Below are 15,759 nucleotides of genomic sequence, written 5' to 3'. Positions count from 1 at the left end.
CCACCCGGATGTTCGCCATGGACGGACTCATACCCTGCGCCCACTGTGAAGGTGAGGCGCTTTTTCTCGCCGGCCGCCTGGAAGCCGTCGTTACCTGCGCCGAGTGCGGGATCTCGACGCCCCCTTGCGCGATGGATGAGGGCCGGGACGCCGTCTTTGCCCGCCTGCAGGCCATTTGGAACACGCGGGCGGACCATCGCCCCACCGACAAGCACAAGATTGCGGCGCTGGCGCGACAGGAGCTGACCACTTCCGACCTCCCCTATTTCCTGAACCTGCTTGCCGCAAACAATGGGGACTGGGCCATACAGGGCCCAATCTTCGCTGCCATGGCCGCACACCTGGCGCAGCCGGAGACGCGCCTTCAGACGCTCTTGCCTGTCGCGCCCGTGCTCGAAGATGCAGGACGGTACCGAAAGCTCGTTCGCCGTGCCAGGCTGATCCGCATCGATGGCAAGCCCTGGATCCGGATCGATCCATTCGAAGCGACGGTTGCGGAACTCATGGATGAAGACCGGGAGGGGTTCGGGCTGATTGAGGACCTGGTTGCAAACGCAGTCGATCAGTTGCCGGCAGCGGCGCCTTGACATCGGCGGGCGCACGGCAAGATAGAAGCACGATCACTCCCAAGAGAAACCATGCTTCGCCACTTCCTGTTCGCCGGCCTGATCTCAACCGCAGCGGGCTTCGCATACGCCGACGGCTCCGCCGCATGCGGAAAGCTCTTCCTCAATTCCACTCCGCCCAGCGTGGTCACTGCACAGGGACGCACACAGCAGCTCTGCCTCAGTAGCTACGCCGTGCTGTCGAACACGACGCTTCGCGCGCCGCATTGGTCCGCAGAACGGCTCACGGGGGATGCTGTGATGTCGGCACGTCAGCTGGCCCGCGACAGCGACTTCTACGAAGAACCACGTCTCCCCCCGTCCGGCCGCGCCGCATTGGCCGACTTCGCACGCTCCGGCTACGATCGGGGCCACCTCGCGCCCTCGGGAGACTTCGCCGATAAGGCCGGGCAGGCCGAGAGCTTCAGCCTTGCCAATGTGGTGCCGCAAGACCCGGCAAGTAACCGTCGCCTGTGGAGCCACATCGAGACCTCCACCAGGCGCCTGGCCCGCCAGCATGGCGTGGTCTACGTCGTGACCGGCGCCGTCTACGGCCCCGCGCCGCTGCGCCTGCGAGACCGGGTGGCAGTGCCCCGCTATCTTTGGAAGGCGATCGCTATCCCGAATGCCGGCGCTGCAGCCTATATTGCGCGCAATGATGGCAAGCTGCTGTACTCGGTCGTCAGCATCGAAGAACTCGCCCGATTCGCCGGCGTCGATCCGTTCCCGGCGCTCTCCCGTTCTGCGCGGCAGAACGCCATCAACCTGCCGCCACCGACCCCGCACCCGGGCGAGAAGACTGGTCGCCTCGCACCCCTTGGCGCGCTCACAAAGGCTGAGTCCTCCAGCGAGGCCGAGGCTACGCGCTTTCAAGACTCGCCCGCCGCGCGATTCGTCATGGCTGTGGCCGCCCTCCATTTCTAATCCGACTACCCATGCACTCGATCCTATCCATCTCCCGCCTGCTCCACCGCTACCGTGGGCGCATCATCGACGCAACAGCCTTGGTCTTACTGTTCGCCTACCTCTCCTGGTGCTTTGGCAAGTAGCGCCTGTGAGCCTTCGGTCCCCAAGACCCGATACAGCTTTGCACGCGAGATCCGGAGCGCCTTCGCGGCGCTCGCTTTGTTTCCGGCCGCCGCCAGCACCGCCCCCCGCACCTGCTCTAAGGTGACTGCGGGCTTTCCCAGCGTCGACATCGTCTGGAAGCTCGATAGGTAGGCGTTCGCCTTGCTGGCCCGGCTATGTCCAGCCGCGCTCACTACCCGCTCCATCGCGTCCCGGTGCGCGGCCGGGTCTAGGACCTTCCGGCCTCCCTTGACCGCGGCCTGCTGCCCAGCGATGCGCTCGTACATCTCTTGAAGATATTGGTGCCGCAGACCGTGCGCCGTCACGCCCTCGCCTTTCTTCGTCACCCCATGCTTCTCCAGCACCGCGTAGAACCGTCGACGCCACTGCTTCTGGTTGTACTGCGCCGGTATCATCGATTCGCGGCCCGGGTTCACCTGGGCTGCAACCTGCGCCGCCTCGACTAGAAGGTCATACTGCCAATCGAACTCGATCGGGACATGCCGGGGCCGGCCGCCCTTCGTCCCCTCCCGCACGAACAGCTGCCCGCTAGGCAGCAAGTCCATCCGCGGGCGCAGCCGCCAGCTTTCCTGCGCGCGCAGCCCGAACCCCGCCTCGATACGGAGCTGAAGGCCGACATAGCGATCTGTCTGGGTGATCTTCTCGATCAGCTCCGTCGCCCGTACCGCGTTGCCAGTCCAGGACCGGTCCGACTGCGCCACGTAGCTGCGCTGATAGCCCTCCGGCCGATCCACATAGTCATCCAGCTTCCCGACCAATCCTGCCTTTCCCATCCACGCACACAGCGCGCGCAGGTGGGATAGCCGTAGCTCGACCGAGCCGACCGCCATCCCGCGCTCCAGCACCCACCGGCGCACCAGCCATCGGATGTGCTTCTGCCGCAGGCTGTAGGGAGAGGTCAACCCGAAGCCGCCATCGTGCAGCTCCACGGCCATGCTCAGCAGAATTTGCGCGCGCTGGCGCTGGGTGGTCTGCGACAACCCGCGCCCGCTGACCCGGGTCTCACTGTGGGCGCGATGCAGGTTCTCGCCCGCCAGTACTGCGAACCCGGATTTGAACCGCTCGGGAAGAGAATAGGCCGCCAGTAGTGGCCGAAGCTGAATTGTACGAAGCATGCCGTCTCTGCTCTGTGTGCCCGCGATAGACGAGCAACGCCAACTCGCACCGTTGCGAGCCATCTTGGTGCGGCGCCCCGAACGCCACATCCAACCTTCCTCGCGGCGCACCACCACCGCGTTTGCTGAGTCCCCCCTCAACCTGGTCCCACTTCCCATCCTTTAGCGATAGCAACCGATCAGCCAGATGCATGGAAGCAATGCCATCCGACTGTCCACAGTGCGCTCAGGCTAGCTGCCTGGCGCCCGCGGCCGACCTCCCCCGTCGCATCGTTCGATGCCGGTTGGCGACGACCAGGGTTCATGCCCTGCCCGACGCCACCCTTAAACCTATGGGGGCCGATTCCTGTTGCGCATTTCTGGTGCCGGCTGCGCCTACCGGGTCGTCATCTTCAGGAGCACGTAGGACAGACCGTCATGGCCTGCACGTATTACTCCCCACCCCAAAGCCAGATCATCTCCACCGCAGTGTGTCGAGCTTCGTGATCCGTGCCCAGCCATCCGGCTGAAAGGGTGCGTGTCATGTAGGAAAGGCCCGAACACTGTCCGGTGTCCGGCTTCGGACTCGTCCTTACTCTGGTCTACTTTCACAAGTAGCCCGCTGATCGGCTTGTTATCGCGGTGTCCGGTGTCCTCACTGTCCAACACTGGCCACTTGATTTGATTGAAAAAAATGCCGGTGCATTGTCCGGCATGAACATAGAAGCGATCCGCACGTGTTCGCGCAGCTGCTGAGGGGTGCCGCGCAAGTGGCGGCGAGGTCGATGCGTCGGGGGCGCTGGGTGTGGGACAGAGAATAAGGGATGGCGCTGGACATCGCAACCGGGAAAGAGCGCGCCATTTCGAAGATCTCGCGCCCTTGACAACGCTTCAGGGCAGGTAGATTCAAAGGGTCGGCAGCAAGGGCACTTTCGGGGCAGATTAGGGGCAGTTTGCGGGACCATCATGGCCCGCATACGGCACCGGCTCAGTCCATACCGCTCAAGGGCACATTGGGGGCACTTTACGGACCCGATACGCCACCCGGAAAGCCCAGCGCCCTATGCGCACGCGGGCCCTTCCAGCCGACGACTCTCATCACACAATTGGAGCAAAAAATGAAACTTGGTACGGTCGCGGTCGACGTTGGCTATGGAAACACGAAATTCGCTTATGGCATGGGCGCCGAGACGGTACACCGTATGTTCCCCTCCCTCGCGCCGCCGGCATCTGCGAACACGCTGACTGGGAACGGCGGCGGCTTCTTCAAGGCCCGCGACATCGTCAACGTCACGGTCGAGGGCAGCCATTATGAGGTCGGCCCTGACGTCTCAATCAGCACGGCCTATGGCAACACCGGCCGCACACTGTCCGAGGACTTCGTGACCACGCCCGAATACGCTGCGCTGCTGGGCGGCGCGCTCCACTACACTGGCGCAACCGAGATCACGCAACTGATGCTGGGCCTCCCGGTTCACACCGTCCAGAAATATGCCGCCTACCTCAAGGAACGCTTCTGCGGCCGGCACGACTTCGGCCATGGGCAGGTCGTCGTGCATAACGTGGTGGGACTGCCCCAGCCCCTGGGCTCCCTCGTCACGTTCATGCGCCAAAGCGGTAGCGCCTACGACAGCGAGAACTCTCACCTGGTGATTGATGTTGGCTACTTCACCACCGATTGGGTTGTGGCCCGTGGCTTCACGATGGACGACCGCCGCAGTGGCGGCGTGCCTGGCGGTGCAGCCCGTATCTACCAGCAGATCGCCGCGATGATCTCCGAGCAGGAAGGCGAAACCGTCACGAGCATCGAGCGGATTGACAAGGCACTGCGCGAGAGCAAGCCGTTTCTCTTCTACGACAAGGAGATTGCGCTCCAGCCGCTGCTGGAACAAGGACGCGCGGTGTGCCAAACCGCGGTAAAGGAAATGCAGACCCGTGTTGGTCGGACCGAGGACATTCGCTCGATCGTGCTCACCGGTGGTGGTGGCTCCCTTTACTTTCCGGCGATCCGGGCTGCGTTCCCGCGCACCCGTATCGAAGTGCTCAAGTCTCCGTGCTTTGGCAACGTCAACGGCTTCTACGAAATCGGGGCATCGCGTCAGGCACGCGCTGCAGCTTGAATGGGACGGTCGCGATGGACAAGCTAACGATCAAGTTGACGTTCACGGAGTTCGACAATCCGGATCTGATTGACCATCTCACCGCGATCGAGAGCGCTCGCCATCGCGCCCGTGCGCTCCGGCGTCTGGCGGAGATTGGACTGGCGGCCCAACGCATGGGCCTGCGATTGCCACCCTCCGGATTGCTCGAGGCTTCGGCGCCGAGCGTTCGCCCCACCCATGCCCAGGCCACGCGAGCGCCTAGCACTCCCAAGCCCGCACAGGAGAGCTTCGAGCACGTCGCCATCCCCTCCACGCCGCCCCTCGCGCCCTTGCCAGCTCCAACGCCGGCACCAACGCCGGCCAGCATATCGGAGGTCGTTGCAGCAGATCACAATGGTCCGACCGTCGGCCTACCTGCCGGAGCGGAGCAAGCAGAGGCGGAGGCCGGACTACCCGCGACCGCGCTCCTCGATCTCAACAACGCGATGAATCGGTTCTTCTAGCCAGCTTGCGCCTTGACACGTACCGCTGGACGATAGACTGAAACCATCACCGCTACTCTTCGGAGGCCAAATGTTCGACTACCTCGCATCGCTCGACTACAACAGGATGGGACGCCTCTGGGCTGCGGCCGGCGCGGCGTGGGCACTCTACGAATGCGCCCTCATGCTGGGAAAGGCGTGGCTCGCCCGCACGCGCGGATAATTCGCCCGATCCTAGAAACGACAAAAGCCCGGCAGATTTGCCGGGCTTTGTCGTCATGGTCGTCGTGTTTAGTGCACCGCTGTAGGCTGCACACAGTAGGCAAATGCAGCGTCGAAGCTCTCCTCCGTGCGCTGGAACTGTTCCGCACGGTTGGGTCCGCGGCGGTAGACATGGAAGCTCTGCGCCTCCGACTGGCTGGCGGCCTGTACGTCGCCGTCCGCCGTGGTGCGCATAGCACGAATGGCCAGGTGGCCAACAAAAACAGTGAAACCCTTCTGCATATCGACCTCTCTCAGAGAGCTGCCCGCAGACGGATTCGCCCCACGGGCGAACCCACAGGGCAGTGTTGGAAAAAGCGCACCTACGTGCGCGGCTTGAAAAACTACGAGATGACCAGTCCCGGCGCGCGTGCAGCGATCCCGCGCAGGCTATAGGCCGTAGCCCATTGGTCGCAAAAATCGGTTCCGCGAACCAGCGGCCGATGCAGCACCACCGTGAAACCCTCCGCGCGGAGCCGGCTTTGCAACCTCAACGCATCGGCCATGCCAGGAGACTTCCCAGTCTTTGCGTCGATCTGGTCGAAGTCCGCAAAGATGTGAACCGTGTGGATACCAAGCCCTGGTGGAACGACGAACTGGCTCAGCAACACACGATTTAGGCAAGACCAGACCGGCACCCCATGCAACATGTAGGCGCCGTAGGCCGTTTCCAGCCCCTCAGCGACGCCTATCACACCATCGACCGGCGCCATCAACCGCGCCGCCCCGCCCGCTAGGGGGAGCGCGCTAACCTCGTTGCGCTTGCTATTCAGGATCTCGCCGGCAGGGCAAACGATTGTGGCTTTGCTTGGCTTCTCGGCATCCAGATAGGTCCGATGCAAGGTAGCCATGCGGCTATCCGGTAAGGTGAAGCGACACACAAGCGCCCAGTAGGTATCGAGCACCTTCCCGCCGTACCAGTACTCCAACTGCGCCAGACGAATTGCCGTAGACGGTGCCGCATCCAACCCTCGGACACGTTGGCTCAAGTAGGACATGGCACGATCGCCTGGGCGCAAGGGCTGCGCGCCTCCCCAGATCCGATCTAGACGAGCCGCGGCCTTCGCGGGGTCCAGCCGACGACGAGGTGCAACAGCGGGCCGTGCGCAATCGCGTTGCGCCACCGGTGCAGGCATGCGCTCCCCCTCGATCTCAAGGGCCAACTGGATGAAAGACATGCCAGTGAACCGGCAAATGAGCTGAAGCCCATCGCCCGCCATCGGGCTGCCATCCTTGCACTTGCGGCAGACCCAATCACCTCGGCCCGACTTATTGTCGTACGTGAAGCGATCGGTGCCACCACAGATAGGGCAAGGACCAGGATTGCCGGTCAAGCAGCTGGCTGGCAGCTGGTACTGCAGCAACAAGGCCTCCCACTGTGCGGGAGTCCAATTCGCGATGATGTCTCGCAATTTCATTGTGATTTCTCCAGATGGGAGGATGGGTCGATGCCTGAGACAGGCGGAGGAACGCTTGCTCAAGGCACGACCCGGGTGACCAGGTCGTGTCTTCAGCATGACGAGCTACCACTGGGAACAGACAGACGAGAGCACGCTTCTGCGTGCCGTAGAGATGCGCCACGAATGCCGGCGTAAGCCAGTATTCGTGGGACAGAAAGCCAAATCAGCTTACTTAATGTGCCGTCTAAAAGCACTTTTGTAGAGTAGGCCTCTGGTTTGAAATCATCTCCCCAGCGGCCTCTCGTCAAACCGTGCTTGCAGTTTTCCCGCACACGGCTTAGCAAACCGCTAGAACGGTATGTCGTCGTCCATGTCCTCAAAACCATTGGACGGAGCAGGAGCAGATTGCTGTCGGCGAGCACCGCTGGCTTGTTGCCCTCGACCGCCTGCGCCGGCGTTAGCACCGCCTGCAGGGGTCCCACCATTGCGCGCACCGTAACCGCTATTCCGGCTCTCACCGCCACCATACGAGTCGTCTAGGCCTCCGCTATTGCTCTGGCGCGACCCCAGCATCTGCATCTGTTCAGCCACGATCTCCGTGCTGTACTTCTCCGCGCCCGCCTGGTCGGTCCACTTGCGAGTGCGGATGCGGCCCTCGATATAGACCTGGGAGCCCTTCTTCAGGTACTCCCCTGCGATCTCGGCCAACTTGCCGAAGAATGCAATGCGATGCCACTCGGTCGATTCCTTCATCTCACCGCTGGTCTTGTCCTTGTAGCGATCGGTCGTGGCCAGGCGAATGTTGGTCACGGCGTCACCACTGGGCAGATAGCGGGTCTCGGGATCCGCTCCAAGGTTGCCGACAAGAATGACTTTGTTGATAGAGGCCATTGGCCCTCCTTTGAAGTGTTAATGAATGCGGGACACAGACCAGAGCCATTTGTCCCAAAAGATCTGATTGCCCATGGCGTCGAGCTTCGGGTCGCCGCTGGCGCGGAACGCCTGCACTTTGACCTTTCGCAATCGCTTGATGCGAACGGAGTCACCCACCTTGCAGCCGGCTTCCGCCAGCGCGTCTTTGAGCCCTTCACCGTGAAGACTGCGCTCCCCTGAAGGGGTCTCCAGCCACACCGTGAACGATTCGTAGGATCGACCAGGCTTCTTGCGATCCGGATAGGTGGCCAAGCCCCAACTTTTGAGCGTTCCCCCCGCCTCGGCGTACCTTGCATCGCCGGCGCCAGACTCAGCTCTCACAGTCGGTGTCGCCGGCCGCGCAGGCGTCGGCTCCGTCCTCGCCGCAGGGCTTCCCTCCTGGCCTGTACGCGAGGAAGCATGCGGTGAAGCAACCTCCGGCACCTTGCCTGCCCTTACAGCAAGCTCAACGGCTTCGCCAAGCGAGAGGCCCTGGCTCACCGATACCAGCTTCCAGTAGGGAACCACCGAAGGCAGCAGCTTCTGACCGAATTCAGTAGTGCCGACCACGCGCTCGAAGGTCGCAACAAAATGCGCGACGCCAGAGGCTTCCTTGCGGAACAGGTGGGGGATGCCATCGATTGCCAACTGCGCCTCATTCGACGCGCCAATGCCGACACGAACATCCTTCGTAGCAGGGGGTGGCGAAGTGCCCAACAAGGCGTCCAACATGGTTCTGAGGAATCGCATATTCGTCACCTCATACCAGCGTGCCTCGCGACAGCAGCCGAACCTCGTCGAGGTCCCGTGCCAGCCGGGGATTGTTGAGAATCACGTCCTGCATCGTCTCGGGGTCTATTGCGTTGACGACGCAGACATAGCGGTATGGAATCGCGCCGTCCCACATCTCGAAGATCCACCCAAGCGTCATGGCGTAATCCTCATGGTCGACGGCACGGTTGGTCATGCGAGCACGGAGCATCTCTGCGCAGTCGAGCAGGGACTCCGGCATGTTGTCCCCGCGGCGACTGTCACACGCGAGGCCGATCAGCGCGTCGACCATCTTCTCGCGCACGTCTTCATTCCAGGTGTGAGGGTCAGGAAGGGGGTCGGGGTTCTTGGCGGGAGCAACGACAGCTGACTCGCCACCAAAGATATCGAGTTGCCAGCCGATGAGATTGGCTTCCATTTTGGGTTCTCCATGCGAGCACCCGATGGACCACCTGTCGGCGGGTAGCGGGTTCCCGGAACAGGTGAGGGGCCCACCCTCTTGACGAGGGCAGGTATGGCTTAGGAACGACTGCTCATTCCCGAGCGCGGGAAGGGTGTGATCACAGCAGACTTCGCATACTGCGGCGTGATGCTGCGATCTTCGTCAACAGGCGGGCTTGCCTGCGACGATATATGGCGCGGTACCACAACGTCAGGAGCGGCAGGGGTCGCTTTGCTCGCCGTGCCTGCCACCGAGTGATAGACCATCGACACGACAACAATCACCACGAAGAACGCGACAAGCGCGCTATGCGATGCCAGGTAAAGAACCATGACGTAGATGAACAAACGGATTGGCGACTTGATGGCGCGAACGAAGAAGGATTCCATGGTTTTCTCTCCAGAAAACAGATTGCAGTGGATGTCCTGGCGACGGCCAGGAAAAGTTCGATGCTCGGAAGAGCAAGGAATCCTTCAAACGACAAAGCGCTTGCGTCATGCCAAGGCATCACGCAAGCACGCCGAGGCGTGGCGGGGATATCGGAAACCGGTGATGCCGGCATCCAGAGGGCAAGGGCGTGGAACCCCTGCGAAGTCGATGCGTCTAGGACGCTGATGTGCCTTCACTCTACATCTTGTGGGGTCCGACTATTCGGGAGAAAGCTCGCATATTTGTGCGATCTTTTCAGGGAATAGTGTCAATCATGATTAACGCATAACGGGCACCTCTTCTTTTACGACAGATATAAATCCTACTTGAGTCGGCCCCCAACCGTAGGGGTAAACCCCTAAATATTAGAGTCATTCATGCCGATAGCTGCTAGTTCTTGGGCGTCTTTTCTGGCCTAGCCGAAAAAGCGATGCAAAAGATCGGAGCTTTCACCGCGCACAACCGCGCCCTGCTTTCGTACTCTTTCACTCGCGACACGCCGCCCTTGACAAAAAAAGTTCGGGCTAGGCTAAGGACTACGCGCACCTTTGCGCAAATAACGACAATCGGAAGAAACAACGCGGATGACCAAACCTAACCGTCAGGAGATTGCCAGGCACCAGCCTCAGTTGCCCCCGGCCTTCGAGTTCCCTATCTCCAATGAGATCGATCGAGTGGCGCACGAACTTCGAGACACGTTGCGAGGCGAGATTAGCGATGAAACGATTGAGGCGATTGTCCAGGCCACGCGCGTAGTACGCGGGTCGATACAGCGCATCAAGACGGAGCACGTCACTATCGGCGGCCAGCTCTCGCTAATTGACAATGCCTTGACCGAAGACCTGATTATGGCCCTCGGTGATAATCGCGGCGCTCGCAATAAGGCCCTTTCACTGTTTTACGTGATCGCCGAGAGAGCTTTCGACCTCAAGAAGGCCAGCGCCCGCATCTACATGTCGTCGTACCGGAAGTTTCTGAACAACAACGGCGCTCTTTCGACATTCAACCAGGGAGAGATGGCGATTCTTATTCGGTCCGACATCACAACCGAAGAGATCGATCTTCTCGCAGAGGAGAAAGCGAACAACCCGAAAATGAAGCGATCCGAAATTCGCCCATTTATCGAACGGCTTCGTGCGAAAGATATTGAGATTCAAGAAGTTCAAAACAAGCTCGAACTGGCCGCCAACGAGCTAGCCGACAGCGCATCGGAGCACTCGGAGAAAGACTTCGAGATTCGCCGGTTACGCGAGCAGATCACGCAGTTGAAAGGTGAACGGCAGGAAGCCGAAGCCGCCCTTTCCTCCAGCAAGAACGATCTTTCGCGCGCCAATTCCGCCTTCAGCCGGCTACAGATGGCTATTGACGAGACTGAGAAGGAAAACCAGCGCCTGAAGGAAGCGGTCGCAGTCTCCAACGCCAAGGGTAAGCAAGGTACCCAACCCGATACGGTTGAGATAATTCCGCCTGGCTATGCGAGCCTGGAAGACGCCCTCACCGCGATGAACGACCGCATGTCGGCGGCGAAGCGCGAAATGGATAGTCTTCTCGCAGAGCGCACCCGACTGGAAGTTGAAGTACGCGACGCCGAAAATAGACTCGCGTCGAGTCGCGACGTACATAACGAGTTGACGCAGCTCCTAACAAATTTTGAGCGCCTTATTTCCTCGTTCTCTGCACTGCAGCTCACCGTTCAACTTGAAAACAAGAAGGACATGTATCGGCCAACGTTTGAGGTGCTAGCGAGTTTCTCTAACCGCTTGAGCAACGACTTGCAAGCCTACATTTCTAAATAAATAATAGGGTCGAGAAAATATAATGATCATTAGCCAGGGCAGCAACACCTTCAACGGACTGAAACTTTCCCGCATGACACAGGATCGCATTCGATCCGCGAACTACTATTTGACGGACTTCTTGACCGAAGCCCTCGGTTCGCATCGGGACTTTGAGCTGACGCTGCGTGTCAGCAAGAAGAACTTAGACTCGATTCGCACCAATGAGGCTGCCTACCGGGACCTGATGGGAACACCCTTCCTCGTGGTGACACCCACGCTCACGGAGGTCAACGACTGGAAAAGCCTGACCGACCATACCACCAGCACACTGGCCATCGACAAGCTGCGCAAGGACACCCCCAGGCTCAACGGCCAGGATCAGATCCGGTTGTTCTACAACAACCGGCAATACCTGTGGATGCTGGTCGAGCTGCTTCATACCGGCGTCCTTGCCGCCCCCCTGCTCGGCATCAGCCAGGAACTGGCCGACCACCTGCGCAAGGTCCCCCAGCACGTGCTGGATCTCGGAATCGCCCAGGTCGAGTTTCCGATCTTCCGGTGGCGGATCTCCAGCAAGCTCTTCTGGACTGAGTATCAATCGGACCGTATCAGCCCAGAAGCGCTGGCGCATTACTTTTTGGCATCGACGCCCATTCGGGCCGATCGCCTAGAGCACAAGCACTCATGGTCCAACCTGCGACTGCACCGATACCAATCTAAGGTCTACAGCGAGATGCTGATTCGGCAGCACTGCCGCGCTTCCACTGTCGGCTCCCTGCTCGCCATCAGCTTGACGACCAGCCGCCGCCTTTACATGGACATCCACGGCGTCTCGTCACCGAGCGGCAAGGTACCCAGCTCCCTGAATTGGTATTTCGAGGCCCCAACCTATCGTCAACAAGCAACGATGATGGTCTCGCTGTATCGGATGGCCCTGGCCACCGGCTCCAACGTCCCAGCCGCATTCATTGCGGCCTTCGACATCATGCAGAGCCTCTTCGGATCTGATCTCAAGCTGACCGCGGATCGCGCCTGCCACATCTGCCGAGCGATGGCGTCCAGCGCGGAAGTCGAACTGGCGCCTTGCCGGATTTGCAGCACGCCATATCTGATCGCAAACACTGGCCCCCGGATCGAGCTGTCTCACAACTTCGCGTGCCCGAGCTGCTCTGCCTCCCTCAGCCATCAGACCGTCGCGAAACGCAAGCGGCGCGCTAAGTGGGGGTCAGAGCCGAGATTTTTGACTTTCCATTAGAATCGGCGCTTTTGCCATAATCGTCAGGATTTTCGATGAGCACGTCCTCCACTATTTATGTTGGCGCGGCACAAGACTGGAATTTGGTTTTGTACGTTTCGGCCGTGCTCACGGCGCTTCTCGCTCGAAAATGGAAGCGGAACATTTTGCTATGGGCCGCGATTGGATTCCTCGTACCGTATCTCTCGATTGTGATACTCCGCGTGGTGGTGGCCCGAGCGACCCCGACGCTCAGGAAGTATCTCGCCGAAAATCCAGGTTGCGCCGCTGGCCATGGCGTGGCGTGGCGTGCAACAAGTGCGGATCTCGAAGTATTAGGCTCTGGGTCCGTGAGGGCATCTTGTCCAACGAGAAGCCGCATCTCTGCAACCGTTGCCGCACGCATCTCTACAGCGGCTGAACCGCCCCTCGGAGGAAAGCGCTCCAACTGAAGCCGCCCCCCACGAAATGGGGTGAAGGCCCCCCTCGTTTTGGGGGTTCAGGCTCGCTCGCATCTGCCGATACATCGAGATGTCGCGCTGTGCACCTGCAGCTTCACTACCGTCGACATTTCCAACTAACCGTCACCGGACTTGAAACAATTGCGCCTCTTTCTCGCCATTTTCCTACCGTGGATTCAGTTCTTCACCATCGGCCGCCCCTTTGCCGGTCTCATCTGTCTGCTTCTCCAGATTACGCTGATAGGGTGGGTCCCAGCAGCAATCTGGTCGACCTATGCACTCAGCCAGTACAAGACGAATAAGAAGATAGACGCCGCCATAGGCGCACGGAGGTAAGTACGATGGATAACAGCAGATTGCTCGCATTCATTGCCCCGACCATGGCACTTCTTATCAGCGGTTGCCAGGACCTGAACAGCGGACTGGCTTCTGTGAATCAGGTGCTCAGTACAGTTAACACTACCTTAGGTTCAAGGCCCAATGGCACCTACGGAAATTCGCCCGCTGGCACAATAGTCTACGTTCCACAGGAGATTAAGCAGCGGACTGCAAACGCGATCACTGCGGGGCAAGCGCAGGAGATCAATCGCATGATCGCTGATGCACGCCCCGCGATCGAGAATATGGTCGCGCTCTCGGCTTGCGGCGCTAGCAGTAGCCGGATGACTCAATTCACTGACCCAAACTCAGGGACCTGGGCATTCCACAGCCCTCTTTCGGCGATGCAATATCACAAATCAGGCTGTCTGAATCCAGTCCGAATTGCAGGCTGGCAGCGTAGAACGGCGAATGCTATCTCCTTCTCCGCCGACTATGTTTCCCCTCAGAGTGAGGAGAGCACAAGGAGGACTTACACCGCAGTCAAGCAGCCCAATGGCGAGTGGTTGTTTCAGTGGTATTGATTGTCTCGCCGATCCATGTAGAACGTTTGCTCTCGCATATTACACGACCAAATGAAAACTAAGTTCGCACGCCTGATCGTGTTGACGGCGGCACTGCTTGCCCTCGGCGGCTGCGGCAGCAAGCACGATGCCAACAAGAGCAACTTCAAGGCGGCCATTCAGGACTACTACGACAAGTCCAACGGCGCCTGCGTCATGGCACCCGCCAAGTCGTTTCCGTTCACGATCGAGAAGAAAGATGGCCTTCGCTTTCTGAAGAATCCCGAGAAGGCGGCTGCCCTGGCAGACGTAGGTCTGTTGTCCGAGACGAACGCAGAGATGCCTAGTGGGAATCCTTGGAACAAAACTCCGATCCCAGCTACCGAGTACGCGCTAACAAATAAAGGAAAGAAGTTCCTGGTGAAGGGTGCGGGCGGAAACATTGACAACTGGGACGGCTTCTGTACCGGCAGAGCAAAGGTCGTCGATGTCGACAACTTCACCCAACCAGCGGACATGCTCGGCTCTAAGGTCTCTCAGGTCAACTACACGTACGAAATCGTCGATGCCGCGGATTGGGCCAGAGTTCCGGAGATGATAGCTGCATACCCGCAACTCAAAGCGACGAGCGAAAAGATACGCGCCGAGACCGTTCTGGTCGCAACGGGCGAAGGCTGGATGCACGAGCGAATGTTCAGGAACAGTGGCACCAAGTAGAGAGCCTGCCGCCAACCGCTTCGAGCGTCGACGTCAGCTGCGTTGTGGTTCTGCAGTGCCCAAATAGGGCATCGAACAAGACGCAAAAGTTCTCGTTTACTTTTGTCGAGATGCCAGCGCAACTTGACTTCGCTGTGGGCCAAGTAGGATGAACTTATGCGATCCGAGGGCGGGCCGCAATGTTCAACGTTTAGAAGGGAAGAAAAATGCAAAATAAGATCAAACTGTCTCTCTCCGCGATCTCGGTCGCTTCGCTCCTCGCACTGGCAGCCTGCGGTGGCGGTGGCGGTGGCGACGGCGGTGGCTCAGCGACCCCGGCCGCTGTCACGCCGGCACCGCCGCCCCCGACCATAGTGGTGCAAGGCTCCGCGCCGGCTGTCACCGCTGATCCGATGGCCGTTATCTTCGTGCCGCAGACCGAGACTTCCACCAAGTCGGTGCTTCAGTCCATCGCCTCCAACGCATTCCCGGGCTCGCTGCAGAAGGCAACGGCCGAAGGCGCCTACAAGCAGATCGGGATCGATGCAAACAGCCAGATCTCGCTGACGACCGGCAAAATTGTCGATGTGGCCGGTAATGGTGACTTCGCTATTGGTCGCTGGACGGACGGGTCAAGCAACATTGGCAATTTCAGCGTAAATCAAGGGGCTCACTATGCAGCGGGCAAGCCCTTGACGCTGCTTCGAGACCTCACACTACAACCCGATCTTTCCTTTCCGAAACGGAACTGCAGCGCCATCGCCAGCACGGCGCCCACGGCTGTTAGTGGCAACTATGCACCCGGCAAGCTAAACTCCGCGACAGCCGTAATCGACATGGCCGGTCCTTCGCTTCAGTCGTTCACGCTGGACGTTGCTATCGGTTCCGACTCGCACGCCACCTCTACCGTGACGGGCACCGTTCTCAATGGCGTGCTCCAGTCGTCCGGTGTGCTTCATCACGTCCAAACCATGGGGACGTCCCAGGCGAAGCCGCTCCTCGCCATCGGCTACGCCATGCCCACGCCGTCCAGCGGCGATGTGACCGGCGTGGTGGTCCTGCAATGCCAGTAAGCTGGGAAGCTTGAATGCAAAAGAGCCGGCAGTGCCGGCTCTTTTGCAT

Annotated in this window: 18 protein-coding genes; 11 read left to right on the top strand and 7 right to left on the bottom strand. The window is 60.0% G+C overall.

Translation table 11 applies throughout. The features are described from left to right. The first annotated feature begins 17 nt into the window (after positions 1–17). Both AC1RQK_RS27040 and AC1RQK_RS27035 read left to right on the top strand, forming a co-directional pair. Entirely contained in the window at positions 18–587 is a 570-nt protein-coding gene (locus AC1RQK_RS27040) for a hypothetical protein (protein WP_492812192.1), read from the top strand. A gap of 51 nt (positions 588–638) precedes the next feature. Beyond that, positions 639–1,529 carry a DNA/RNA non-specific endonuclease gene (locus AC1RQK_RS27035; protein ID WP_492812190.1) on the top strand — a complete coding sequence of 297 codons (891 nt, stop codon included), beginning with the start codon at positions 639–641 and terminating at the stop codon, positions 1,527–1,529. A gap of 86 nt (positions 1,530–1,615) precedes the next feature. Here the strand turns inward: AC1RQK_RS27035 and AC1RQK_RS27030 are convergent, their stop codons facing one another. Continuing rightward, positions 1,616–2,809 carry an integrase domain-containing protein gene (locus AC1RQK_RS27030; protein ID WP_492812188.1) on the bottom strand — a complete coding sequence of 398 codons (1,194 nt, stop codon included), beginning with the start codon at positions 2,807–2,809 and terminating at the stop codon, positions 1,616–1,618. Positions 2,810–3,906: 1,097 nt separating this feature from the next. Here AC1RQK_RS27030 and AC1RQK_RS27025 point away from each other — a divergent pair. The 3 genes from AC1RQK_RS27025 to AC1RQK_RS27015 all read left to right on the top strand — a co-directional run bounded on the left by AC1RQK_RS27025 (position 3,907) and on the right by AC1RQK_RS27015 (position 5,595). Then, positions 3,907–4,908 (top strand): PRTRC system protein D, encoded by a 1,002-nt coding sequence (locus AC1RQK_RS27025; protein ID WP_492812186.1) that lies wholly within the window; start codon positions 3,907–3,909, stop codon positions 4,906–4,908. Positions 4,909–4,922: 14 nt separating this feature from the next. Then, positions 4,923–5,393 (top strand): hypothetical protein, encoded by a 471-nt coding sequence (locus tag AC1RQK_RS27020; RefSeq protein ID WP_492812185.1) that lies wholly within the window; start codon positions 4,923–4,925, stop codon positions 5,391–5,393. A 70-nt stretch (positions 5,394–5,463) separates the two neighbouring features. Then, positions 5,464–5,595 (top strand): hypothetical protein, encoded by a 132-nt coding sequence (locus tag AC1RQK_RS27015; RefSeq protein WP_492812183.1) that lies wholly within the window; start codon positions 5,464–5,466, stop codon positions 5,593–5,595. 68 nt (positions 5,596–5,663) lie between these two features. On the opposite strand, the gene AC1RQK_RS27010 is transcribed toward AC1RQK_RS27015, so the two are convergent. The 6 genes from AC1RQK_RS27010 to AC1RQK_RS26985 all read right to left on the bottom strand — a co-directional run bounded on the left by AC1RQK_RS27010 (position 5,664) and on the right by AC1RQK_RS26985 (position 9,547). Continuing rightward, positions 5,664–5,876: a hypothetical protein gene (locus AC1RQK_RS27010; RefSeq protein ID WP_492812181.1), complete on the bottom strand. Its 213-nt coding sequence runs from the start codon at positions 5,874–5,876 to the stop codon at positions 5,664–5,666. Positions 5,877–5,977: 101 nt separating this feature from the next. Further along, positions 5,978–7,051, bottom strand: coding sequence for a primase-helicase zinc-binding domain-containing protein (locus AC1RQK_RS27005; protein ID WP_492812179.1), 1,074 nt, complete (start codon positions 7,049–7,051; stop codon positions 5,978–5,980). A 330-nt stretch (positions 7,052–7,381) separates the two neighbouring features. After that, positions 7,382–7,924: a single-stranded DNA-binding protein gene (locus AC1RQK_RS27000; protein WP_492812177.1), complete on the bottom strand. Its 543-nt coding sequence runs from the start codon at positions 7,922–7,924 to the stop codon at positions 7,382–7,384. Positions 7,925–7,942: 18 nt separating this feature from the next. Next, positions 7,943–8,695: a hypothetical protein gene (locus AC1RQK_RS26995; protein ID WP_492812175.1), complete on the bottom strand. Its 753-nt coding sequence runs from the start codon at positions 8,693–8,695 to the stop codon at positions 7,943–7,945. A gap of 10 nt (positions 8,696–8,705) precedes the next feature. Further along, positions 8,706–9,134 (bottom strand): hypothetical protein, encoded by a 429-nt coding sequence (locus AC1RQK_RS26990; protein ID WP_492812173.1) that lies wholly within the window; start codon positions 9,132–9,134, stop codon positions 8,706–8,708. 101 nt (positions 9,135–9,235) lie between these two features. Further along, complete coding sequence (locus tag AC1RQK_RS26985; RefSeq protein WP_492812171.1) at positions 9,236–9,547, bottom strand: hypothetical protein; 312 nt, start codon at positions 9,545–9,547, stop codon at positions 9,236–9,238. Positions 9,548–10,171: 624 nt separating this feature from the next. Between AC1RQK_RS26985 and AC1RQK_RS26980 the strand changes: the two genes are divergently transcribed. The 6 genes from AC1RQK_RS26980 to AC1RQK_RS26955 all read left to right on the top strand — a co-directional run bounded on the left by AC1RQK_RS26980 (position 10,172) and on the right by AC1RQK_RS26955 (position 15,710). Continuing rightward, positions 10,172–11,383 carry a hypothetical protein gene (locus AC1RQK_RS26980; protein WP_492812169.1) on the top strand — a complete coding sequence of 404 codons (1,212 nt, stop codon included), beginning with the start codon at positions 10,172–10,174 and terminating at the stop codon, positions 11,381–11,383. 22 nt (positions 11,384–11,405) lie between these two features. Beyond that, positions 11,406–12,620: a FlhC family transcriptional regulator gene (locus AC1RQK_RS26975; RefSeq protein ID WP_492812167.1), complete on the top strand. Its 1,215-nt coding sequence runs from the start codon at positions 11,406–11,408 to the stop codon at positions 12,618–12,620. Positions 12,621–13,201: 581 nt separating this feature from the next. Beyond that, on the top strand, positions 13,202–13,396 hold the full coding sequence (locus AC1RQK_RS26970) for a YqaE/Pmp3 family membrane protein (RefSeq protein ID WP_492812264.1): 195 nt from the start codon (positions 13,202–13,204) through the stop codon (positions 13,394–13,396). Positions 13,397–13,401: 5 nt separating this feature from the next. Next, positions 13,402–13,962, top strand: a complete 561-nt coding sequence (locus AC1RQK_RS26965) for a hypothetical protein (protein WP_492812165.1) — start codon at positions 13,402–13,404, stop codon at positions 13,960–13,962. A gap of 51 nt (positions 13,963–14,013) precedes the next feature. Continuing rightward, the gene (locus AC1RQK_RS26960) at positions 14,014–14,658 is read left to right on the top strand and encodes a hypothetical protein (protein ID WP_492812163.1); all 645 of its coding nucleotides are present in this window, start codon (positions 14,014–14,016) and stop codon (positions 14,656–14,658) included. 206 nt (positions 14,659–14,864) lie between these two features. Beyond that, positions 14,865–15,710 carry a hypothetical protein gene (locus AC1RQK_RS26955; protein WP_492812161.1) on the top strand — a complete coding sequence of 282 codons (846 nt, stop codon included), beginning with the start codon at positions 14,865–14,867 and terminating at the stop codon, positions 15,708–15,710. The last annotated feature ends 49 nt before the right edge of the window (positions 15,711–15,759 follow it).

Source organism: Cupriavidus sp. GW822-FHT02D05, assembly GCF_058802485.1.
This window is presented reverse-complemented; position numbering and strand designations above follow the sequence as displayed.